The following is a 22929-nucleotide window of genomic DNA, read 5'->3' as shown; positions in this document are numbered from 1 at the left end:
ACCGGCCCCGGCCCTGACAGCGCGCGCCGCGCGCTACCCCCCCCGACATCGCCGCAGGAGCCGCCATCGGGCTCGCGGCAGGCCGCTGCGGTGCAGTGCGGGTCGTAGCGGGGCTGCGGCAGCGGCAGCGGCAGGGGCAGCTCGGGTGAAGCGCAGGCCGCCGGTGCGGGTGCACGGCCCGATACCGGGTAGGCGCACCACTGACAGCAGGGGCACCACCGAGACCGCAGCAGGACCGCGGAGGACCGCAGCAGGACCGCAATGGGACAGCAGCGGGACAGCTGAGCGGCGCGGTGCCGCCCCCGCCCTGCAGATGGCGGCCCATCGTGCAGCCATCGAGGGATACCCGTAGAGAGCAGCACGAGGAAGGCCAAGGTGAAGACTCGTGAGACTCGTGAGCAGCGCTGACCGGCACGCCCACGACTCCGATGACTCGGTGGGCGCGCTCGTGACCCGCGCATCCCAGCAGCTGTCGGAGCTGGTGCGCGAAGAGATGCAGTTGGCCCGGGCGGAGATGACCGAGAAGGGCAAGCGGTTCGGAGTCGGCGGCGGCCTCTTCGGCGGGGCCGGCCTGGTCGGTTTCCTTGCCGCTCAGGCCCTGACGGGCGCGGCGATCGCCGCACTCGCGCTGCTGCTCCCGGTGTGGGCTGCGGCTCTGATCGCCGCCGCCGCGCTGGCAGCGGTAGCCGCCGTCATGGCGATGGCCGGGAAGAAGCAGATCGCGAAGGCCGGCCCGCCCGTACCGGAGCAGACCATCGACAGCGTCAAGGCCGACGTAGCCGAGATGAAGGAGCACACACACCGATGACCAGCCCATCCCCCCGCGAAGAGTCCGCGCCCACACCGGAAGAGCTACGCGAGCAGGTCGAGCACGCCCGCGAGGAACTCGGCCAGACCATCGAGGCGCTGGCCGGCAAGGCCGACGTGAAAGCCAGGGCGCAAGAGCAGGCCGCCGCCATGAAGGAGCAGGCGGCCGAGAAGGCCGCGCACGTCACCGGCCAGCTCCGCGACAAGGCGGAGCAGGCCAAGCACCTGCTGAAGGACAAGGCCCCCGACCCGGTCCTCGACAAGGCCGCCCACGCCGCAGCGCAGGTCCGCGAGACCGCGTACCGGGCCGGACAGCTCGCTGCGGACAAGACCCCCGATCCTGTACGGGAGAAGACCGGCCGGCTGGCGGCCACGGCGCGGGCGAAGCGCACCCCGCTGCTCGCCGCAACCGCCTTCTTGGTCGTCTTCCTGCTCGTACGGCGCAGCAGGAGGTGTCGATGAAGGCATCCAAGATCGCCTATAAGCCGGTCGGTTTGGCGCTGGGCACCGTCAGCGGAATGCTCGCCGGCATGGCCTTCAAGCAGGCGTGGAAGATGATCGGGCACGAGGGGGACGCCCCCGACGCCACCGACGAAGACCGCACGTGGCAAGAGATCCTCTTGGCCGCGGCCCTCCAAGGCGCGATCTTCGCCTTCGTCAAGGCCGCCGTCGACCGGGCGGGCGCAGCCGCCACCAGACGCCTCACGGGCACCTGGCCCGGCTGACCCAGCCGGGCCGGCCCGCCGCGGCTGGCGCGGACGCTGCCCGCACCCACAGCCCGCCGTCACGGCGCCCCCGCCGCTTCCCGGGCAGCGCCTGCCTACCTACCCCTCGCCGGATCGCCAATGCCTCCAGCCGCCGACGAGGTTGCCCTTCGGGCTGCCCGATTCACGAGAGATGACGCGGTGTCCGACTCTCTGCATCAGCCGTGGCTGCGCGGCATCGCCTGCAACCCGGCGGCGCCCTCCGACGGTGCCCGTTGGGATCTGTCGCTATTGTGCTGTCGTGACTGGCTCTGTGCAGCTTCCGCTGCTGTTTCTCGATGTCGATGGTCCGCTCATCCCGTTCGGCGCGGCGCAGCAGTATCCGACGTATGGGACGGGTGCTGAAGCTCTTGATGCCGATGAGAATCCGCTCCTGTCCAGGATCAACCCCGAGCACGGTCCCCGGCTGGCTGCGCTTCCGTGCGAGCTGGTCTGGGCGACGACATGGATGGATGAAGCGAACGAGTGCGTCGCTCCCCGCATTGGTTTGCCGCAGCTGGCAGTGGTGGTTTGGCCGGAGCCGTCGGCCACCGATGACCAGGATGAGCGGAACGGGATGCACTGGAAGACCCGCGCTCTTGTTGAACGGGCGGCCGGGCGGCCCTTCGTGTGGGTCGACGACGAGGTCACTGACGTCGACCGGGCCTGGGTCGCTGCCCACCACCATGGACGGGCCCTGCTCCATCGCGTCGATCCCCGCCACGGTCTGACTGATGGCGACTTTGCGGCTCTGGACTCCTGGCTGCGACTGGTCCCGGCCGTTCCCCATCCTGTTCGGCCATAGCGCCGTCCGTACACTCACCGGAGAGAACGCGCTGGATCGTTCATGACGCCATGGCCCACACCAATGGCCAGACGCACGGGACTGATTGGAGGCACTGCCTCTTCTACAAGGACCGCAGAGACCGGACTTGGTCAGTGGCGTACGTGAAGAGCTGCTGAAGTGAGGAAGCTGTCATGAGTACAGGGAAGTGGCTGTGGATCTCGCTGCGGCGTTACGTCCTGACCGTCGTCCTTGCCTGGGTAGCCGCTGCCTCGGTGGTGCCGGCTCTCGGTGACGATCCCTTCGCCGATGAGTTCGCGCTCGGGTTGCGGGTCGGGCTCGTGGGGGTTCCCCTCCTGACGATCGCGACCATGTTCGTGCTCGTCCTACTGGCCGGTCGGCGGTTCGAGCCGCCGACCGGCGGTCCCCAGCGGATCAGGGGCGGCTGGATGGTCGTCCTGCCGTTGGTGCCGTTGCTGCCGGTGGGACTGCTCATGCCGCTGCAATACCTGATCATGGTGGGCGCGCAGCTGGCCTATGTGGTCTGGGTGCTGCCTTGCGAGGACGCCCGTGACACGGCGAACGTCCTGCGCTCGCTCGCCGACCCGGCCGTCCCTGCGGAGCAGCGGGCCCGGACGGCACGGGCGGTCGCGGAACTCCGGACCAGACCGGTCGTGGAAGCCTTGGTGCTCGCTGCGGCGGACGAGGACCCGGAGGTCGCCGAAGCCGCGCTCGCAAGCCTTTTCCTCATCTGGCGGCACGACGGCCGCGTCGGCGAGGACCTGTTGCTGAAGCTTGCCCCGCAGGACCAGGAACGGGTAAGGGCGTTGGGCATCAAAGTCAGCAGCCCCTGGTGACAGCCGCGGTGACCGGGTGAACCTGCAAAGGTGTCCGCCGGCAAGGCGGTGGGAAAGAGGCTTGGTGCAGTAGCCATCGGGCGCGGATCGGCTGCGCTCGTGCCATCGCCATCGCCATCGCCATCGACGGGAGTCAGGATGGGGTACTTAGACGGCATAGAACCACGCCTCAGGAAAGCGTTGGAGCTCCGCAAACTCTCCCTCCACGAGCGGCCGGACAGGAGGGGTTACTTCGACGTGTACTGGGATGACGGGATCAAGCACGCTCCGGACGACCGCGGACTCCCTGTCGGGTTCCTGAACGTGTCCGCCCACCCTTCCGGCTTCATGCAACGCAAGGTTGAGTTGTGGTGGGTCAGCATTTCCAGTCCCGTGGTCCACGAGGTCGCCAGCAGGCTTCCCAACATCAACGAAGCCATCAGCGTGTTCCTTGTCCATCTCCCCGCCCGATACTCCTGAACCAACCAACCAGCCGCTCGGCGCCTTTGCGTGCCTACTTCCGCCAGCTCGATCTGGTACGCCGGTGAAGTGACACCGTAGCCGTCACCGTGACCGGCGCCTACCGCCTACCGCTTCGGCGATCGGCCGCCTTCCGCAGCTCGTACCGCTTTCCGGGATCCGCGTGACCGAGGTGACCGACACGCTGGTAGATCGCCGGTTTCCGGTCGGTGCCGCCAACGCTCCATGCCGACGGCCAGGAACACTCCGGGACCCGGATCCGGACTTCCTGTGTCCAGACGTCTCGCCCGGGCTCGTACGACCAGGTGCCGGAGCCCGAGCACCGCCGTGACGGGCCGCTGGGGTGGTCGTCGGGGTCGTGCTCGCCGACGCCCGAGGCCGTGACCAGGCCGTCCGACGTGAAGACCAGCGTTCCGCCCGTGCGGTCGACCCAGGTGCCGGCCATGGTCGCCGGGCCGATCGCCGGCGGCTCGTACGCGGGCAGCAGGCCGACGGCGAACCCGAGGGTACCGAGCAGGCCCGTCCCCGCCACTACGGCCGCGCCCCGCAGCGCTACGTGCCGGACCAGCCCCGTGTGCCGGAGGCGCGCAACCAGGCCGCCCACCGACAGCGCGGCCGTGGCCACCGCCCAGAAGACGAGCAGGGGCCGCACCTCCACGCGGTTGTACGCCCCGAAGGCCGCGATCGGCGGTGCCACCAGGGCCGCCACCATCGGCGGCACCCACCACCACGCTTCCCGGCCGCCGAGGCGGCGGCCGAACAGGTCGGCCAGCGCCACCGCCGGCAGCACGAAAGCCAGGGACAGCAGGAACGCGACCAGGCCGACGATCACGCCGAAGGAGACGAGGCCCGGCAGCAGGGCCGTGTGGTCAACCGGCGTGTCGGGCGGCGGCTGCGTCCGGACGTACAGGAGGACCACCACGACGGCGAGCGCTACCTCCAGGCAGCCCACCAGCACCGAGACCAGCAGCACCCGGCCGTACGACCGCTTCTGATCCACGGCCACCCCCCATTCCGGCACGGCGAAACGAACGCGTCCGCCCGGTCGGCGGCCCTGACCATTCTGCCAGCCCGCACTGAACGTGTTCAATTACTTTCTTACGCCTGCCTCTCGCCGACATCTGCCGGCCCTGCGGTCAGCTCACCGTCACGTCGGCCGTGGCGGTGAGGAGGGCGCGCGGGACGCGGCTGATCAGTTCCAGCAGGACGTCGTGTTCGTCTTCGCGCTGTCCGAAGCGCCCGAACCATTGCTCGGGGCGGGCGCTCTCGGTGGAGAAGGTCAGCCGGTACTGGTACTGGCCCTTCTCCTCGGGCCGGAACTGGGCGAAGACCGTCAAGGGCAGGGAGGCGGCGGCCCCTCCCCCGTCCGTGGGGTCGAAGCCCTCGCCCGGCGGGAGCCGGTGGAAGTGTGACTCCAGCAGCGGGCCGACGAGGGGGTCCTCCACCCATGGCTCCGATACGACGCGTCCGCCGTGCAGGACCGACGTGCGGTAGTGGGGGAAACGTATCCCCGCCTCGGAACCGTCGAGTACACCGACGACCCACACCTCGGAACCGCCGGTGTTGCGCAGTTCCACTGCGATGGGAACCGGCGCGCCGACGGAGTGCGGTCCCGGCGCTGCCGCCAGGGCGAGTTGGAGGGCGGCGGCCGTCTGGCTGCCGCCCTCGCTTCCGGAGAGGGGGGAGTGGGGCATGCGGCTTCCTCCGGGGTCATGTGGCTGCGGCCATGCATCGGGCTATGCATCGGGCTATGCATGGGTCGTGCTTGGTCTCCGGTCTCCGTTTTCCGGTTTCCGGTTTCGGTCCCGGTTCCTACTCGCCGGAGACCTCTTCCTTCGTGCGTTCGGCCTGGGCCTGGATGTGCTCCATGACCTGGGGGTTGAGGTTCTTGCGGTGGAAGACGTCCACCATCTCGTCCATGACGCGTTCCGCCCGCTCCAGGTTGCCCGCCTTCGCCTGCACCCGGGCCAGCCTCTGCATCACCTGGCCGAGCGTGATGTTGTCGACGCCCTGCTCGCCGGCAGAGGCTTTCACCACCTTCTTGAGCTGGCCGATGCTCTCGTCGGTGTTGGCGTGGTGGACGTGCAGTTGCTTGTCGGCGGTGAGGTCCTTGAAGTCCCGTGACGCGTTGAAGCCCTTGACCAGGCGGGCGTACACGGCGAGCGGGTGCTCCGGGTAGCGGTCCAGGACCTGGTCGAGGGCCTCGTTCCCCGGCTTGAGGGTTTCGGAGTGGGAGCCCAGCAGGTAGAAGAGCGTCCCCTGCTCGTCACCGGACATCAGCTCGGCGACGGTTTCGTCGTCATCGCTGCGGGGCGAGCGGACCGTGAGCTGGTGGACCTGGGAGAGCACTCGCGAACCGTCCGCCGCGTAGTACTGGGCCCGCAGTTGGTACCGGCCGGGCTGCTGGAAGTAGAAGCCGTCCTTGCCGTAGCCGATGTAGGCACTGTCGTAGATCGCACACCGGTCCGCGCCGAGGACCGTCCGGGGCTCGTGGTCCGTGCAGCGGATCAGCGCGGGCCGGTAGACCGTCGCCGCTCCTGAAGGGGGGCGGATGGCGACGGTGACGAACCCGTCCTTGGGGTGCAGCCGGCCGTGTGTGAGGCTTCCGCGCAGGTCGGTGGTGGCCAGCTTGAGTTCGATCACGACCGGTTCGCCGTACCGGAAGGTGCCGTTGGAGCGCAGTTCCAGGGTGAGCCCGGAGTTGTCGATCACCGGCGTGTCGAAGAGGTCCACGTCGATCTCTGCCGCACCGAGACCGAACGGGTTGCTGCCCATGATCACGTCACGGTAGAAGCCGTGCCGCAGATGGACGAGTTCACTGTCGGTGAACTGGAACGGGAACGCCGACCAGTAGGCGGTCGTTCCGCCCGGTGCCGGCGGCGGGGGCTGGTAGTTCTGTGCGTAGTTCATCCAGGACAGGTCGCCGAGCCCGCCGTTCGGGCCGAGCGGTTGCGGCGGGCTGGCGAGGTGCTTCTGCCAGGAGTGCAGCAGGTTGAACGCGTGCCCGATCTCGTGGACGTGGGTGCGCAGCTGCGCCCGCTGGCGGAGCGGGTCCGCGCCCTGGATCTCATCGTGGAACGCCGCGTAGCCCTGTCTCTGGAAGGCCCCGAAGCCGTCGAACATGATGCCCCGCGTCCCCGGGTCCACGTACGAGGTGGCGATGAGCTGCCATACCTGCCACTGGGGACCGTTCCGCCAGAGGCTGAAGTGGTTGACCATGGCGTTGTGCAATTCCGCGTCGTCCCACTTCTCGTCCGGGCCGGCACCGCCGGTGGATATGACGTTGGGGGTGCCGGCGATCTGCATCTCGATCCCCGCCTCCGCGTAGGCGGCGGGCACGCTCAGTACGCGCGCCTGACTCGAAGGGGGCTGCGGCAGGGACCCGGTGTCGTACGAGATGAACGGGACCGTCCCGGCCACGGAGTCCTGTTCGAGCAGGACGCTGCGGAAATGCGGTGAGACGAACGTGCACAGGAAGCTCGCGCTGGGCGCGGCGCCGTTGTTGGAGAACGTGACGGAGGCCGGGCCAGGGGGGAGTGCGGCGCCGCTCGCACCCCGGACCATGGTCACTTCGACGTGCGGGGACACGACGGGGAAGCTGAACTTCCCCTGTCCGGAGAGCGTCAGCAAACCCTCGGTGGTGGTGGCGGTGGGTGCCGCCACGACGAACGAACCGACGTAGCTGGTGGTTGCTCCACTGGTCTCGAAGAAGTCGCCGCTGATCCGATTCATGGGCCGTGTGCCGTCCACGTCCACGCGCAGTTCGAGCTGTGTCGCGGCCCCGGCGCTGCGGTAGCGCCCGCTGACCGTCGTCCGCGTCGCCGACGTGTCCGCCTGCGGCACGGCCTGTGCTTCGAGCCTCGCCACGCGGGCCCTGAGCTGGACCATGTCCTCGGCCTCCGGCTCCACGGGCGCGGCTTCCACGGCCCGGCTCCGCTCAACCCTCTGCATCAGCTCTTCGAGATCGTTCCTCTCGGCCGGCTGGGCCGGCCCGTACAGCTTCGTGGGGTCCGGGATGATGGACATGGCTGGTGACTCCTCCTCCTGCTGCTTCCCCTGGGCCGGATTCGATCGAGCGGTCATCTGTGCGAGCGGGGGCATGCGGCCTGAGCGGTGCTCGACGGGACCCGCGAAGAGGGCGGGATGCGCGGCTACGCGACCACCCGCCGATGAGCGACCCAGGAGGAACACCGTGCCGGGCCGATACCACAAGCGTCCGTCCGCCGCGAGCGGGCCGCAACCGGGCAGCCGCGCAGCCGCGAAGCGCAGCAGCCGCGCTCAGACCCGTGCGCGCGCGTCCCCGGAACCGGCTTGCGGTTTCACTACCGTGAGTACATGGCGCACACTCAGGAGCACCGTCCGGGACGTCGGATTCCGGGCTGGGCCCCCTGGCTCTGCTGGGGCGGCCTGATCACCGGCCTCGTCTTGATGCTGGTGTACTGGCTGGCCCCGCCCCTGGACACACCCGGCGCGAGGGCGGAGGTGCGGCTGCAGTTCGCCGCGGGCCAGGACCGCTCGGTGCGTCAGACCGTGCGGGACATCATCGGCGGCGACGCCGGCGGCGGCGGAGTCAGGCTCTTCAAGGACGGGCTCCTCCTCGACTGGCTGATGTTCATCCCGGGGTACACGTTGGCGCTGGCCTCCGTGTTCGGTTTCGGGACCCTCTTCCTGTACCGGAAAACCTCGCGTGCGTGGGCCCGTCGGGCGCTGGCCCTCACCGCCGTACCGCTGGTGGCGGACTGCGCGGAGAACTTCTTCCTCCGCCTGGGCCTGGACCGGCTCGACAGCGATCCGGAATGGGCCTTCATCTGGGCCGCCTACTGCGCACAGGTGAAGTGGACGGTCGTCGTCTCGCTGGTCGCCGCGGCCCTGTGTGCGGGGTCCATCCTGGCCTTCCGCCTGACGCTGCGTCCCGGGGCCGAGGTGCTGGGCGCGCAGCCTCCGCGTCCGCGTGCCGTCGTACGCAGCGCCCACAAGCTGGCCGACGGGTCCGAGAGCTGGTCGGACGACCCGGACGTGATCGCTCCGCCCGCGGCGCCGCACGCCTCCACTCCGCTGGCCGACTGGACGGCCCCGTACGCGCCACCCGCACCGGAACGCGAGGAGCCGCCCGCACCGAACCGCCACGAGCAGCCCGGGCCGAACGACAGTGCAAGGGTCCTCCGCTGGCGCACCAGGGCGCTGCAACTGCCCGGCCGTGAGGCGGCGGAGGTGGGCATCTGCGCATCCGGCGGCGGCATCCGCTCCGCCTCGGTCGTCCTCGGCGCCCTCCAGGCGCTCCGGGACGCCGGTGTGGTCGGCAGGGCGCGCTATCTGGTGTCGGTATCGGGCGGCGGCTATACGGCGGGGGCGTTCCAGCTGGCGCTCACCCCGGAGCAGCCCAAGGACAAGAACGGGAGGCCGTTCGTGCGGGCCGATCTGGCCACGCCCGAGGACGTCTTCGCGCCCGGCAGTCCCGAAGAGGACCACGTACGCCGGCACGCGAAGTACCTCGCGGACAGTCCCAGGGAGAAGCTTCAGGCTGCGGGAACGGTGCTGCGCGGCATGGTCGTCTCCCTCGGCATGCTCGCGCTGATGTTCACCGTGGCGGGCATGTACCTGCACGCCTTCTACTCGTTCCTGCCGCTGACCGACCTCGACGGCCTCCGGAGTCCGGTGGGCCGTGTCCCGCGCCTGGAGCTGTACGCGCACGTCCGGAACCCCATCCTCGCCCTCCTCGCCCTCGCCGGCGTGGTGACCCTGATCGCCTCCCTCGTCAGGGCGTTCAGCGGCCAGTCCCGCCCGGCCTGGGTACGGAGCACCATCAAGGCGATCGTGGGTCTGGCTCTGGCGGTCGCCGCGTACACCGTGTTCTTCCCCGCCCTGATCTGGTTCTTCGTGTGGCTGTCCGAGGCGCAGACGGTCCTCCCCACGGGCGGCCGGGGCGTGTCCCTGCTCGCCACGCTCACGGCCGCGGTGACGTGGGTGGGTGCACTGTTCACCGCGGCCCACAAGTCGGTCAAGAAGTTCAAGCCGGACGGCGACCGGGCGAGCATGTTCTCCGGGGCCGACAAGTCGATCACCATCCAGGGCAATACCAGCTGGGTGAAGGCGATCGTCTGCTGGCTGGTGCTGCTCCTGCTCGGCTTCTTCGGTCTCGCGCTTCTCGCCTGGGTCGCGGTGTACGCGGGCGAGTGGGACTGGCGGTGGAGGTGGGGGCTGCCGGTCGCCCTGCTGGTCCTGTCGTTCCTCATCGACCAGACCACCTTCAGCCTGCACCCCTTCTACCGGCAGCGCGTGGCCGGCGCCTTCGCGGTGCGGCGCGCGGTCCTGCGCGACGGCTCGGTCGGCGGTCTCCCGTACGACTACAACGCCGAACCGACCAGTCTCAGCACCCACGCCCGGAAGGTGGACCGTTTCCCCCAGGTCATCTTCGCCGCCTCCGCCGCCGTCTCGCTGCGCAACCGCACCGCGCCCGGCCGGCCCGCGGTCCCGTTCACCTTCGCCTCCGACTACGTGGGCGGTCCGGACACCGGCTGGGTGCGCACCTCCACGATGGAGGCGACGGCCCGGCCGCTGATCAGGCGTGACATCACGGTGCAGTCCGCCGTCGCCGTGTCCGGCGCGGCCTTCGCCTCCGCGATGGGCACGCAGACGATGTTCTTCGAACGGCTGCTCGCGCTGTCCAACCTGCGTCTCGGCACGTGGGTGCCCAACCCCGCCTATCTCGCCGAGCTGGCGAAGTACGGACCCGACTGGACCATGCCCCGGCTGCCGCGGATCCGGCGGCTCCGCTACCAGCTCCAGGAACTCGTGGGCCGGTACTCGGACACCACCCCCATGCTGTTGTGCACCGACGGCGGGCACTTCGACAATCTCGGCCTGGTCGAAATGCTCCGGCTCCGCTGCCGGACGATCTACGTCATCGACTCCAGCGGGGACTCACCGCCGCTGGCCACCACCCTCGCGCAGGCGGTGACCCTCGCCTACGAGGACCTCGGAGTGGTCATCGAGTTCCCGCAGGACGAGGTGCTCAAGCTGGTGGCGGGCAGCGCCGAGCCGCTCGAGCCGACGGAAGCGATGGCGGCCCTCAACGCGCGGTTCTCGGCGAGCTGTGTGGTGACGGGCACGATCAAGTACCCCGAACCGGTCGTCTTCGCCCCCGGCACCGCCCCTTCCGACGAGGGCACGATCATCTTCGCCAAGGCGACCCTGACCTCGGACATGTCCTACGAGCTGCTGAGCTACGCCCTCGTGGAGAAGGCCTTCCCCCGGCAGGCCACCTCCGACCAGTGGTTCGACCATGCCCAGTTCGACGCCTACCGGGCGCTCGGCCACTACCTCGGCACGGCGGCCGGGAAGGTCGGGAAGGCCGGGGAGGGAGGGGAGGCCGGGGAGGCCGGGAGAGACCGGCGGGACGGGAGCGACGGGAGCGACGGGAAGGGCGGAGCCGGCCAGCCCGTGGGGTGAGGGGGTGAGGGCCTTCGCCCGTCTGCCTCGCTCCGCACGACACCGGCCCGGAGGTGCGACAACCTCGTGCAGAGTGCACACAATCCCCCTTCGCGAAGAGGCGCGCATGGACGAGGTCGATCGGTACGAGCGCTACGTCGGCGGCAGCCCCGAGGCCGAACGGAGGATCTTCGAACGACTCTCGGGTGACCTCCTGCGCGTGCAGCTCAAGGTGAAGAAGCGCAGCGGCTCCCCCACTCTCCAACGGACCTTCCACGCCAAGGCGGTCCTCGGCGTGGAAAACGCCCGTCTGCGGTTCCACGACGACCTCCCCGAGGCCCTGCGGACGGGTTTCGCCCAGCCCGGAGCCGAGTACCCGGTCACGGTCCGGCTGTCCAACGCGAGCGGAGTCCGCCAGCCCGATTCCGCGCCCGATCTGCGCGGGGCGGCGCTGCGGGTCGAGGTGGGCCCCGACGAGACGCACGATCTGCTGATGACGAACTTTCCGGTCTCCCATGCCCGCAACGCGCGGGAGTTCGTCGCCTTCGCGAAGGCCATGGCGGGTGCCGACTCGCGGCTGCGCAAAGGGTACGCGCTGTTCGTCAAGCTGCCCCTGGCGGTCGGGTGGCCCACGGCTGCCCGTATGCGGCGCAACGTCGTCGCCGGAACCCGTCGCACGGTGCACAGCCTGGCGCTGGAGACGTACTGGAGCCGCGGCGCGATCCTGTGGGGCGACTGCGGACCGGTGCGCTACCAGCTGCGGCCCGTCGCGGACGCCCCGCCGGCCCGGACGACACCGCGCACCCACCCCGATCATCTGCGGCGTGAGCTCTCCCAGCGGCTGCGCGAGGCGGACGTCGTCTTCGAGTTCTGCGTGCAGCGCTACGTGGACGCCCGGCGCACCTCCGTCGAGGACGGCGCGGCCGAGTGGAAGGAGGAGGACGCACCCGTCGTGCCGGTGGCCACGCTGACCATCCCCCGCCAGGACATCCACACGGCCGAAGCACGCGCCGGCGCGTCGCGGGTCGACTTGCTGGCGTTCAACCCCTGGCACACCACGGAGGGCTTCCGGCCCCTGGGCAACCTCAACCGTGCCCGCAAGCTCGCTTACGAGGCCGGCAGCGCTCACCGCCTGGGCCACCGCTTCGTGACCGTCGAGCCACGGCGCAACGCCCTGCTCGGGGCACCGCTCCGGGCCGCCTTCCGCACCGTGAACCGTTTCGTCCCCTGGCACCGGCTGCCGACCCCCCTCGGCCTGCTCAACCTCATGGCCTTCCGCCAGACGCTGCGCCGGCACAACCTCATCGACACCGAAGTCCACGAGGCTCCGCCCGCGGCCGTACCGGTGGAGACCCCGCTCAACCAGGAGCTGCTGGTCAGGCGCAGTTACGACGGCACGTACAACGATCTGTCCGAGCCGCGGATGGGCGCTGTCGGCGCGACGTTCGGCCGCACCATGCCCCCCGTCTACCGCCCGGACCAGTTCGACGTTCCCCATCCGGTGACCGTCAGCCGGGAACTGCTCCGGCGTGAGGCGTTCATCCCCGCGACCTCGCTGAACGTCATCGCCGCCGCGTGGATCCAGTTCCAGGTGCACGACTGGGTCAAACACAAGAGGCATCCGGTCGGCGCCAAGAGCGTCGAGGTGCCGATGCCGCCCGGCGAGACCTGGCAGAACACCCCGGGCGGACCGCGGGAGAAGCTGATGCGCTTCGGTGCGGACGAGGCGGTGCACGTGCCCGGCGGCGAGCGGTCGCCGATCCTGTTCGCCAGCGGCGTCTCGCACTGGTGGGACGGTTCGGAGGTCTACGGCGGTGACGAGTCGGTCGCGAAGTCGTTTCGTGAGCCCGATGGCGGCGCCGGGCTGCGGCTGGAGGAGGGGCACCTGCCGTACGGCTCGAACGGTGTCCCGCTCACCGGATTCACCGACAGCTGGTGGTTCGGCCTCAGTGCCATGCACACCCTGTTCGCCCGTGAGCACAACACGGTGTGCGACGCCCTGCGGCACGAGTATCCGCGCATGGACGAGGATCGGATCTACCACACGGCGCGGCTGATCGTCTCCGCCCTGATCGCGAAGATCCACACGGTGGAGTGGACTCCCGCGATCCTCGCCACCAAGACGCTCGACATCGGAATGAAGACCAACTGGCAGGGACCGCCGAAGAACTGGCTCGACCAGCTGGGCGTCTGGCTGCTGGAGGCGAACGGGCAGAAGGGCATCCCCAAGACCCTGCCCGACCACCACGGCGCCCCGTACTCCCTCACGGAGGAGTTCGTCACCGTCTACCGGATGCACCCCCTGATCCCGGACGACTACGAGCTCGTCGACCACCGGTTCGGCCGCCGGCTCGACACCCTGAGCTTCACCGACCTGCAGGGCCCGGCCGCGGAGCCGCTCATCCGCAAGACCGGCCTGGTGAACAGCCTGTACTCGCTGGGCATCGCCCACCCGGGGGCGATCACCCTGCACAACTTTCCGCGCACCCTGCAGGCATTCGAGCGGGACGGGGAGATCATCGACCTCTCCGTGGTCGACCTGGTGCGCACCCGGCGTCGCGGTGTCCCGCGCTACAACGACTTCCGCGCGGGCCTGCACAAGCCGCGGATCCGGCGGTTCGAGGACCTCTCCTCCGATCCGGAGACGGTCGCGCGGCTTCGGGACGTGTACCGCTCGGTGGACGACATCGACACCGTGGTGGGGCTCTTCGCCGAGAATCCCCCCACGGGCTTCGGTTTCAGCGACACCGCCTTCCGCGTGTTCATCCTGATGGCCAGCAGGCGGTTGCAGAGCGACCGTTTCCTCACGGTTGACTTCCGGCCCGAGGTCTACACGCCCCTGGGCATGGACTGGATCGAGCGCAACGGCATGACGAGCGTCATTCTGCGGCACTGCCCCGAGCTGGCGGGCATCCTGCCGCGCGCGGCCAGTGCGTTCGCGCCCTGGCGCCCGGTCCAGCCCGTCCGGAACGACAGCGGCCGCGGCCGCGGCTGAGCGGGGGAAGGCGCCATGTCCACACCCGGCAGCAGCAGTACCGGCGCAGGCCACCCCGGCCTGGAAGCCCTACTGGCCCGTCCGCTGTGGGAGACGGTCTTCAAGCGGCGCACCCACCGCGTGAGCAGGGGCGCGTCCGTGCCGGCCGGGTCGATGAGCCATCGGTCCGAGCACCGGCCGGAGCCGCTGTCCGAGCTCGAGGAGGCGGTGCTCATCGCCCTCACCGGCTCCTCGGGACTCACCATGCCCGACCGGCCGTTCGAGGACCCCCGCGATCACCAGCCCATCATGGCCAAGCCGAACCTGAACATGACCGGGCGGACCGCGGGCAGCCCGGACAACGCTCAGGCCACCCACTTCTTCATGATCAACGACAGTGGCACGTACTACCTGAGGAAGCTGCCTCCGTCCCCGGACCACGCCTTCGGTCCCGACACGCTGATCGAACGCGCACGCCAGTCGAAGGTGCGGGTACTGGACCACCGCCTGGACGTCGCCGAGGGGATGCGCGACTTCCCGGCGTACCTCGACTCCAACCGGTTCCTGTCCAACCTGCCGGGCACCACGCTGTTCCTGCCGGTGGTCGACCTCTCCCACCAGTACATCAACGCGCTGATGTATCTGCTCACCCAGCCCGAGGGGGCCCGGCCCACGCTCGTCGACGACCGCAACTTCTACCGCCCGGCCGGGGTACGGAAGTGGATGCGCAACGGCTTCCTCAACCCGGCCGTCAAGCTGCCGCTCGGTGCTCTGGGACCGATGCGCACCCAGGTCGAGGCCGACCTGCTGCTGCAGAACATGATGCTGGTCGCGGACGCCATGGGGCTCGGTGCCTGGATCCACGCGACGATCAGCCCCCAGATCATGCTGGGCGACCCGAAGTTCTCGCGCACCTACGGCCGCATGCTGGGCTTCGACTTCGTCACCCCGAAGTTCCGCCCTGCCGACATCCTGCGCTGGCACGTGCCGCTGCCGAAGTACGCCGAGCTGCGCGCCCACCCGGTGGGGCTGCGGGCCGGCGGCGAGCACCTCATCAAGGGCGCCTGCCCGCCCAACTACCCGTCGATGCAGGACGCGGTCGACTCCGTGATCCGCTCCAAGTTCGGGGAGAACGGCATCTACGCGGACAAGGAGGTCTTCACCCGCATCTACAAGGACGACTTCGCGCAGCGGTACCTCGCCGAGGCGAGCGAGTACGACCGGCAAGTGATCGAATGCGCGCGGGACATCTGCGTGTACATCCACGAAACGCACGGGCGGTTCCCGGCACACACCGACGCCATCCATGTGCCCGGCATCTGGCTGCAGGCGCACCACGTCGAATCCGAATACTACGACCGGTTCTTCCAGGACGGCCTGACCGAAGCTCACCGTCGGCACGCCTCGCGCTGGGACGGATGAGGGAGACGACCCGATGAGAGTGTACGAGGCCATCGTCAAGGGGCTGGAAGGCGTCGGAGTGCGCGCGGCCTTCGGGGGCGCGGGGGAGAACGCGGCGGGGCTGATGCTGGCGCTGAAGCATTCGCAGAAGATCCGGCCGATCATCACCCGGCACGAACAGGCCGCGTCCTTCATGGCCTGCGGCTATGCCATGTACACCAACCGGCTGGGCTTCTGCTTCGCGACGGCCGGGCCGGGCGCGTTCAACCTGTTCTCGGGGCTGGCCGTGGCCATGTCCGACTCCTATCCGGTCCTCGCCGTCTCGGGGTACGCGACCATGAAGTGGCGCGGATGGGGCTCGCTCAACGAGACGTCGGGAGTGAACGGCACGCCCGACTCCCAGGCCATGTTCGCGGCCACGACCAAGAAGTCCTTCCTGCTCACCGACATCGCCGACACGTGCGATGTGCTGGAGGAAGCGGTCAACACCGCCTTCGAGGGGAGGCCCGGTCCCGTGCACATCCACGTGCCCGAGGACCTGACCCACCGCGGCGTCGAGGTCACGAACTTCCGGCCGCTGAACCTCGACGTGAAGCCGGTCCTGCCGGACCCGGAACGGGTGGCGGAGATCGCATCGGTCCTGGCGGACGCCCTGGCGCGGGGGAAGCGGATCGTGGCGCTCGTCGGCTTCGGTGCGGTGCGGAGCGGGGCGGGACCGGAGATCGAGCGGCTGATCGAGCGGTTCCAGATCCCGCTGCTCACCACTCTGGACGGCAAGGGCATCGTGTCCGAGGGACATCCGCTCGCGGTCGGGGTCTTCGCCGACAGCGGCCACTCCAGTGCGTGGAAGGCGTTCCGCGAGGCGGACGTCGTGCTGTGCATCGGCAACTCCCTCAATCAGCACGCCACGTTCAACTACCGCGAGGACCTGTTCGAGAACAAGGTGCTCATCCATGTGAACATCTCCGAGGTCGAGTTCCGCAAGGCCTACCGGCCCGACTACGCCCTGCTGTCCGACGCGCGTCCGGCAGTGGCTGCCCTGGCCGACGCGCTGGAGGGGATGGTCGGCGACGTACCGGCGGTCGAGGTCGACGGCCGGGACTACGAGGCCCGCAAGATCACCCACCTCACGGGAAAGATCCACCCCGGCGAACTCGCGCAGTCGATCGGGCGCATGCTGCCGCCCCGGGGTGTTCTGCTCGCGGACGCGGGCGCCCACCTGGCGTGGCTCGGGTACTACGTGGAGCTCGAACAGGGGCAGAACTTCCGCAAGGCCGGCTCGTTCGGGCCGATGGCCGGACACGTCAACGGAGCCATCGGCCTGAAGGTCGCCCACCCCGACCGGACCGTTGTCGTCGGCTGCGGCGACGGATGCTACTCGCTGTCCGGTTTCGAGCTGATGACCGCCGTCGAGCACGATATCCCGGTCATCTGGGTCATCTTCAACGACGGGCAGTTCAAGCTGATCAAACTCTTCCAGATCGTCACGTACGCCGAGTCCGCCCTCGTCGAGTTCCAGAACCCGGACTTCGCTGCGTACGCTCGTGCGTGCGGTGCGGACGGCTATCGGGTGGAGACGCTCGAGGAATTCGAGGAGGCGTTCCGCGCCGCCCTGGCCTCCGGCCGGCCCACGGTCATCGACGCGAAGATCACGCGATGGGCCGTGCCTCACTACAGCCCTTCACCCGACGGCGTCATCGACGGTCTCGTCGAGACCATCGAAGCACGCTTCCGAGACTGACGGCCGGCCGCGCCCCGTCGGCACCCGCCGGTCAGCGCCTCGGGGCTCTGTCAGCCCGCCTTGCGGGCGGCCTCGTCGACGGCGGCCAGCATGCTCTGGAACTGTCCCGTCAGCATCCTGTCGATCACGGGCCCGGTCAGGTTTCCCACCGGGCCGCCCCTCGGGACGTACCGGTAGTCGAAGGTGATGGCCGTCCCGTCCCCGTCTGGGTCGAGGCTGACCCTGGCCGCGGCCTGCTTCATCGGCACGAGGGCCGATGGCTGGTTCTCGGTGGCGAGGGTGCGGCCCTCCTCCCAGGCGGTCACCGTTTCCACCAACGAGCCGACCGGCTTCAGATCGACTTGGCGGCGAGCACCCACGCCCCGGGTCCGTTCGCCGATGGCCCGGGAGCCCCTGAGTCCGCTCCAGACGCCCGCCAGGTTCGGGAAATCTGCGAGTACGGCCCAGACGGCAGCAGGCGGCGCGGCTGCTCGCCGCCGGATCTCGAGGTGACGCTCTGCCATGATGACCGCCTTCAGGTCAGCCGGGCCCGTGGCGCTACGAGCCCCGAGCCCCAGCCCTCACCCTCGCGAACGCTAGTCCGGCCGGCGGGCCCGCGAGGGCGACGCGCCGGTGGGCTCACCTCTATGGCAGAACGTGCGCATCGGGGCGGCCGGGCGCCGGGATCGCGGGTGGGTGGCTGGTGAGAGCCCCTCCCTCTGCAACAGCTCTGCCACAACGGGGACAGGACCTCCGTACCCCCGGAAGCGGCCCCTACTGTGGGGCGAGGCACGGGCAGGGGGGAACCATGGCCAACACGGATGACATCGCCACGCGTCACGAGGACGGGGCGCGCCGACAGCGCATACGGCGCTCGGCACTGTACGGCGCGGTCGGCGGGGCGGGAGCCGTGACGATCCTCGGCTTCTCGTTCGTCGTCCAGGGCTGGCAGCTCGGTATCGCGGCCTGGATCACCATTCCGCTGCCCGCGGTGGTGGCCGTTGCCGCAGGATGGGCCGGGGCGCGGGGTGGCCGGGCGGACGGCATCCGACAGGAAGCCGTCATCGACAGCCTCGCACCGGGAGAGACCCTCCTCAGCGAATACCTCGTCCAACCGGCGCCCCTCCACCCCGAGATGCCGGACGTGTGGGACCCATGCGTGCTGCAACTCACCAACCACCGGCTCCAGTTGTGGCAGGACAGGACACTGATCCTCAGCCGTCCCTGGAGCGAGCTGCTTCTCACTGCCCACGGAGACGACCAGGTGATCGTCGCGGGCCGGGAAGGGCCCCTCGTCGAAGTCCGGTTGGACAGGCCGGCCGTGCCGGAAGAGCTCGTCCTCGCCGCGTCCCGTTTGAAGGCACGCGCACCCTTCTGAAAGCACCCGACGGCCCGGCGCCTGGCTCGCGGACGGCCGGGCCGGATGCTCGAGGTCAGCGGGGGCTGAGGAGGCAGAACTCGTTGCCTTCCGGGTCGGCCATGACCGTCCAGGAGATTGCCGACTGGTCGATACCGGGGTCGGTGGCGCCCAGGGCGCGCAGTCGGGCTTCCTCCGCCGCCGGATCGTCCCCGGGGTAGGGGCAGACGTCGAGGTGGACGCGGTTCCACCCGCTCTTGGTGTCGGGGGTGCGGACGAACTCGAGGTAGGGGCCGACACCCTTGGCGGAGCGCATGGTCGCGTGGTCGTCGGCGACCTCGTGCACCGTCCAGTCCATCGCCTGCCCCCAGAACCGGGCCATCGCCCGCGGGTCGGTGCAGTCGACCACCACCGTGGCGATCGGCCCGGTGTCCCGGTACAGCTCGCGGGGCTCCAGGACGCAGAACTCGTTGCCCTCCGGGTCGGCCATGACGGTCCACGGGACATCGCCCTGCCCCACGTCGGCGAGCGTCGCGCCGAGGTCCTTCAGGCGCGCGACCAGCTCTTCCTGATGCGCGGTCGATGTGGTGGCCAGATCAAGGTGCACCCGGTTCTTCACCGTTTTCGGCTCCGGGCGGGTGACGATGTCGATGCAGACGGCCGCGGGGTCGGGGTAGGCGAAGCCCACGGGTTCGAGGTTGGTCACACCGGGTGCCTCACTGTCGACACCCCAGCCGAGTGCCTCTGCCCAGAACCGGCCGAGCACGGAGTCGTCTTGGGCCTTCATATTGATCTGCACGAGTCTTGTTGCCATGCGCAGATCCTAGAAGCTGCGGCCGGCCCGGTTCGCGAGAAGGTCCGGCTGTTTTCGTCCCGACGACTGCCTAGGTGTTCGTTGCGGCGATCGACATCGACAGGCCATCGGTGAGCCATCGATGCGCCACCGTCATGTTCAGGACGCGACCGGCCGTGGCGGTGCCGACCAGGCCCCAATACCGCTCCAGTCGGGGGTCGAAGCCGGATGACCGCGACACCAGCCCGTGCAGGTGTGCGCGGAAGGCGGGGGTGTCGGACTCGCGCCGGGCTCGCGCGTGGGCGGACACGAACGCGTCCACCGCGTCGCCGGCGCCGGGCGGCAGGCCTTGGGCCAGAGCGGCGGCCGTCAGCGCGGCGGCTTCGTCGATCTCCGCGTAGAAGGCCGGGCCGTCCCTCATCTCTTCGTCGTGGTCCTGGGTCCAGCGGGTGAAGCCGGGCGTGGAAATGAGCAGGTGCAGCTCGGCGTAGGCCAGGGCCGTGGCGGGGACGGGGTCTTGCGGCGGGGCGGGGGCCAACATGGCGACCATGAGGTCGAGTCGAGGCTTGGGCATGGCCGCGGACAGCTCGCGGTACCAGTGATCGGTGAGCGTGCGGTGCGCCTCCGGGAGCCGCTGCACGCGGGAGAGTATCTCCAGGCGCCGGAGCCGTTCCTCGGCCGGGCAGTCGTCCAGCGACGTGAGCGTGGCCTCGCGCCACCGCAGTTCCGTCAGTCGTTCCTGCACCGCTTCGAGCTCGGTCGCCACCAGTTCGCCGAGCGTGCACTCCCCCGTGACCACCTGGGTGATCGTCGCGATCGGGGTGTCCAGCGCCCGCAGGCGTCGGATGAGCCCGATCCGCTCCCACGCCTCGGGGCCGTAGCGCCGATGCCCGCCGGTGCTGCGGGCGGCCACGGGCAGCAGACCGCTGTCGGAGTAGTAGCGGAGCGTTTTGACGGGAAGGCCCGTTCCTGCCGCGAGTTCACCGATGCTCCACGTGTCGTGCGTCACAGTCCCTTGAACCTCCAGTGCGCGGGAGGTTCTAGCGTATTGATCACCGGCGGGTCGGTCCCCGACCCCGACCCCGACCCAAGAACGGTGGTACGTATGCCCCCGACCATGACAGCACCGCGCCCGTACGGGAAAGCCGGACTCCGCGTGGCGCTCCTCCCCTTGCTGTGCGCGGTGGCACTGCTGTCGGCCACCGCCGTACCCGCGGCCGGCGCAGGCCCCGGTTCCCCGGACTCCGAGAGGCGGGGCGGTACGGTCGTACGGACCGAGCAGGGCCTGGTGCGCGGCCTGTCGCACGACTCGTACACCACCTTCGACGGCATGCCCTACGCGGCGCCGCCGACCGGACCGCTGCGCTGGCGTGCCCCCGTGCCCGCCGCCGCGTGGCAGGGTGTCCGGGACGCCACGAGGCCGGCTCAACGCTGTGTGCAGATGCCGGCACCGGGTGCGGGCGCGGTCATCGGCTCGGAGGACTGCCTCTACCTCAACGTCACGGTGCCGGCGGCGAAGCCGGCCGTGACGAAGCGGCCCGTGCTGGTGTGGATGCACGGCGGTGCGTTCCTGGGCGGTTCCGGCAGTGACTACAGCGCTGAGCGGCTGGCGGTCCAGGGTGACGCCATCGTCGTCACGGTCAACTACCGGTTGGGGATCTTCGGCTATTTCGGCCACTCGGGGCTGGGCGCCGCCCCGCCGTTCGGCCTGGCGGACCAGCAGGCCGCCCTGCGCTGGGTGCGGGCGAACGCCGCGCGTTTCGGCGGCGATCCGGGCAGTGTCACGTTGTTCGGCGAGTCCGCGGGCGCCCTCAGCATCTGTGCCCACCTCACCTCGCCGTCGGCCGCCGGACTCTTCCAGCGGGCCGTCCTCCAGAGCGGTTCCTGCCTCACGTCCTTCCCGCGCGGCGCGCTGGGCCCCGGAACACCGGCGTACGAGCCGTTCGCCTCACAGGCCGATGTCCAGACGGCGGGTGCGGAAGCCGCCCGGCAACTGGGCTGCGCGGAGACGGAGACGGAGACGGAGACCGGGGGCGGCAGGGACGGGGTTCTGGCGTGCCTTCGCGGGCAGAGCACGGATCGTCTCGCCACCGCGCAGCTGATGCAGTCCTTCAACCGGCCCGCCTTCGGCAACGGGCTGCTGCCCGTGGCACCCGCCCGGGCGTTGGCGTCGGGACGCTTCCACCGCGTGCCGGTCATCCTGGGCACCAACCGCGATGAGATGCGGATGTTCGTCGGCCTGTCCCTCGCCGCGTTCCCGATCCGCACCGAGGGCGACTACCGCGCCCGTCTGGCGGAGGCCTTCGGGCCTGCGGCCCCGGCCGTCGAGGCGCGGTATCCGGCGGCCCGCCATCCCTCTCCCGCGCTGGCCTGGGCGGCGGTGCTGACCGATCGATCCTTCACGTGCACCACGCTGGCCGCCGGCCGGGCCATCGCGGCGCACTCCCCCGGCCTGCCCCTGTACGGCTACGAGTTCAACGATCCGGACGCTCCCGCCCTCGCCGGCCTGCCGGCGAACCCGGGCTTCCCGTACGGTGCGGCGCACGGCTTCGAGATGCCGTTCCTGTTCACGTCCTTCCCCACGGAACGGCCGCTGAACGACGGTCAGCGCGCCCTGTCGGACCGGATGGCCGGCTACTGGACGAACTTCGCGCGCACCGGCGACCCGAACACCACCGGCGCCCCGCTCTGGCCCGCCCTCGGCGCTTCGTCGCCTCACGCGCCGTCGGTGCAGTCGCTGGCTCCGGGACCGGGCGGGATCCATCCCGTCGACGCGTACTCCGCACACGAATGCTCGCTCTGGGACCGCCTGTCCCAGTGAGCCGGCGCGCTCGTGTGGGCTCAGTGACCGGTCGTTCTGGCTGAGCGGGGTTGAGCGCGCAGGGCAGGCAGCCGGTCGTGGTGTTCGGCTTCGGCCAGGCCCTCGCCCAGGGCCAGGAGCGAAAGGAGCTGCACCGGGCGGCCGGCCGTGGCCGCAGCCTCCAGTTTGTGGTGGCCGTCGAGCAGGAAGTGGGTCAGGCCCCAGTGCTGGCAGTGGTCGGCCGGCGCACCGGAGGCGGGTTCGCACACGTCCAGCGTCGAGACGGCGACAGCCCCAGAACTGGTCGAGCCCCCACGTGACGACCTGCTCGCCGCTGAAGTAGTCGCCTTCCTTGCCGGGAACGACCAGGCGGGGCTCCGCGCGGAGCAGCACCGGAAGGTACTCGCCTTCCGGCAGCAGCGCGGCAAACGCATCGGAGTTCGAAGACGGGTTCCCCGTCGACGACGAGCAGCCTGCGTCCCGGCCCGCCTCCGGTCTCCCGCTGTTCTGCCTCGAAGCGCAACCGCGCCTCTGCGGCCGGAACGCCGAGCCTGCGCCGCTCGCCCGATTTGATCACCACGGACCGACCGTAGGGGACGGCCACCGCACGTCCAACTTCCGGTGGCGGACGAACCGCCCGAGGAGCGCGACCTGATCCGGGCGACGGCCGGCTGGACGCAGCGACCGGTCAACGCACGGCACGGCAGTGGGGGGGGGGGGGGGGGGGGGGGGGGGGGGGGGGGGGGGGGGGGTGGGGGGGGGGGGGGGGGTGGGTTTGTTGGTTTGTGTTTCCGCGAACCAAGAAC

Annotated in this window: 19 protein-coding genes; 12 read left to right on the top strand and 7 right to left on the bottom strand. The window is 70.1% G+C overall.

Annotated elements, in window-relative coordinates; all coding sequences use genetic code 11:
* The first annotated feature begins 394 nt into the window (after nt 1-394).
* The 6 genes from ACZ6I1_RS33060 (at nt 395) to ACZ6I1_RS33035 (ending at nt 3650) form a co-directional block, all read left to right on the top strand.
* A complete protein-coding gene (locus ACZ6I1_RS33060; protein WP_469292645.1) occupies nt 395-808 on the top strand; it encodes a phage holin family protein in 414 nt (137 codons plus the stop codon).
* Nucleotides 805-1269, top strand: coding sequence for a DUF3618 domain-containing protein (locus ACZ6I1_RS33055; protein ID WP_469292635.1), 465 nt, complete (start codon nt 805-807; stop codon nt 1267-1269). Before ACZ6I1_RS33060 ends, ACZ6I1_RS33055 begins: the two co-directional genes overlap by 4 nt.
* Nucleotides 1266-1532 carry a DUF4235 domain-containing protein gene (locus tag ACZ6I1_RS33050; RefSeq protein ID WP_469292634.1) on the top strand — a complete coding sequence of 89 codons (267 nt, stop codon included), beginning with the start codon at nt 1266-1268 and terminating at the stop codon, nt 1530-1532. Before ACZ6I1_RS33055 ends, ACZ6I1_RS33050 begins: the two co-directional genes overlap by 4 nt.
* A 280-nt stretch (nt 1533-1812) precedes the next feature.
* The gene (locus tag ACZ6I1_RS33045) at nt 1813-2355 is read left to right on the top strand and encodes an HAD domain-containing protein (protein ID WP_469292632.1); all 543 of its coding nucleotides are present in this window, start codon (nt 1813-1815) and stop codon (nt 2353-2355) included.
* 173 nt (nt 2356-2528) lie between these two features.
* Entirely contained in the window at nt 2529-3191 is a 663-nt protein-coding gene (locus tag ACZ6I1_RS33040) for a hypothetical protein (protein ID WP_469292630.1), read from the top strand.
* Between the two features lie 30 nt (nt 3192-3221).
* A complete protein-coding gene (locus ACZ6I1_RS33035; RefSeq protein WP_469292629.1) occupies nt 3222-3650 on the top strand; it encodes a hypothetical protein in 429 nt (142 codons plus the stop codon).
* A gap of 100 nt (nt 3651-3750) precedes the next feature.
* Here the strand turns inward: ACZ6I1_RS33035 and ACZ6I1_RS33030 are convergent, their stop codons facing one another.
* From ACZ6I1_RS33030 to ACZ6I1_RS33020, 3 genes are all read right to left on the bottom strand, one after another.
* Nucleotides 3751-4650 carry a hypothetical protein gene (locus tag ACZ6I1_RS33030; protein WP_469292628.1) on the bottom strand — a complete coding sequence of 300 codons (900 nt, stop codon included), beginning with the start codon at nt 4648-4650 and terminating at the stop codon, nt 3751-3753.
* A gap of 136 nt (nt 4651-4786) precedes the next feature.
* Nucleotides 4787-5344 (bottom strand): hypothetical protein, encoded by a 558-nt coding sequence (locus ACZ6I1_RS33025; RefSeq protein ID WP_469292627.1) that lies wholly within the window; start codon nt 5342-5344, stop codon nt 4787-4789.
* A 118-nt stretch (nt 5345-5462) separates the two neighbouring features.
* Nucleotides 5463-7676 (bottom strand): tetratricopeptide repeat protein, encoded by a 2214-nt coding sequence (locus tag ACZ6I1_RS33020; protein WP_469292626.1) that lies wholly within the window; start codon nt 7674-7676, stop codon nt 5463-5465.
* A gap of 309 nt (nt 7677-7985) precedes the next feature.
* On the opposite strand from ACZ6I1_RS33020, the gene ACZ6I1_RS33015 reads away from it, so the two are divergent.
* The 4 genes from ACZ6I1_RS33015 (at nt 7986) to ACZ6I1_RS33000 (ending at nt 17194) form a co-directional block, all read left to right on the top strand.
* Nucleotides 7986-11099, top strand: coding sequence for a hypothetical protein (locus ACZ6I1_RS33015; protein WP_469292624.1), 3114 nt, complete (start codon nt 7986-7988; stop codon nt 11097-11099).
* A gap of 106 nt (nt 11100-11205) precedes the next feature.
* A complete protein-coding gene (locus ACZ6I1_RS33010) occupies nt 11206-14073 on the top strand; it encodes a peroxidase family protein (RefSeq protein ID WP_469292623.1) in 2868 nt (955 codons plus the stop codon).
* A 15-nt stretch (nt 14074-14088) separates the two neighbouring features.
* Nucleotides 14089-15474, top strand: coding sequence for a hypothetical protein (locus ACZ6I1_RS33005; RefSeq protein ID WP_469292622.1), 1386 nt, complete (start codon nt 14089-14091; stop codon nt 15472-15474).
* A gap of 13 nt (nt 15475-15487) precedes the next feature.
* Nucleotides 15488-17194 (top strand): thiamine pyrophosphate-binding protein, encoded by a 1707-nt coding sequence (locus ACZ6I1_RS33000; RefSeq protein ID WP_469292621.1) that lies wholly within the window; start codon nt 15488-15490, stop codon nt 17192-17194.
* A 50-nt stretch (nt 17195-17244) separates the two neighbouring features.
* Here the strand turns inward: ACZ6I1_RS33000 and ACZ6I1_RS32995 are convergent, their stop codons facing one another.
* Nucleotides 17245-17697: an SRPBCC family protein gene (locus ACZ6I1_RS32995; protein WP_469292619.1), complete on the bottom strand. Its 453-nt coding sequence runs from the start codon at nt 17695-17697 to the stop codon at nt 17245-17247.
* Between the two features lie 284 nt (nt 17698-17981).
* Here ACZ6I1_RS32995 and ACZ6I1_RS32990 point away from each other — a divergent pair, with 284 nt between their 5' ends.
* Nucleotides 17982-18551: a hypothetical protein gene (locus ACZ6I1_RS32990; protein WP_469292617.1), complete on the top strand. Its 570-nt coding sequence runs from the start codon at nt 17982-17984 to the stop codon at nt 18549-18551.
* Between the two features lie 55 nt (nt 18552-18606).
* On the opposite strand, the gene ACZ6I1_RS32985 is transcribed toward ACZ6I1_RS32990, so the two are convergent.
* Together ACZ6I1_RS32985 and ACZ6I1_RS32980 are read right to left on the bottom strand one after the other, a co-directional pair.
* Nucleotides 18607-19344 carry a VOC family protein gene (locus ACZ6I1_RS32985; protein ID WP_469292615.1) on the bottom strand — a complete coding sequence of 246 codons (738 nt, stop codon included), beginning with the start codon at nt 19342-19344 and terminating at the stop codon, nt 18607-18609.
* A gap of 70 nt (nt 19345-19414) precedes the next feature.
* On the bottom strand, nt 19415-20332 hold the full coding sequence (locus ACZ6I1_RS32980; protein ID WP_469292614.1) for a MerR family transcriptional regulator: 918 nt from the start codon (nt 20330-20332) through the stop codon (nt 19415-19417).
* Between the two features lie 108 nt (nt 20333-20440).
* On the opposite strand from ACZ6I1_RS32980, the gene ACZ6I1_RS32975 reads away from it, so the two are divergent.
* Nucleotides 20441-22144: a carboxylesterase/lipase family protein gene (locus ACZ6I1_RS32975; protein ID WP_469292613.1), complete on the top strand. Its 1704-nt coding sequence runs from the start codon at nt 20441-20443 to the stop codon at nt 22142-22144.
* Nucleotides 22145-22164: 20 nt separating this feature from the next.
* Here ACZ6I1_RS32975 and ACZ6I1_RS32970 read toward each other — a convergent pair whose 3' ends face one another.
* Nucleotides 22165-22392, bottom strand: coding sequence for a hypothetical protein (locus tag ACZ6I1_RS32970; protein WP_469292611.1), 228 nt, complete (start codon nt 22390-22392; stop codon nt 22165-22167).
* Nucleotides 22393-22929 lie beyond the last annotated feature (537 nt).

It is taken from the genome of Streptomyces sp. NPDC046303 (assembly GCF_055588085.1).
The sequence above is the reverse complement of the archived record's forward strand: the minus strand, read 5'-3'. Positions and strand labels throughout refer to the sequence as shown.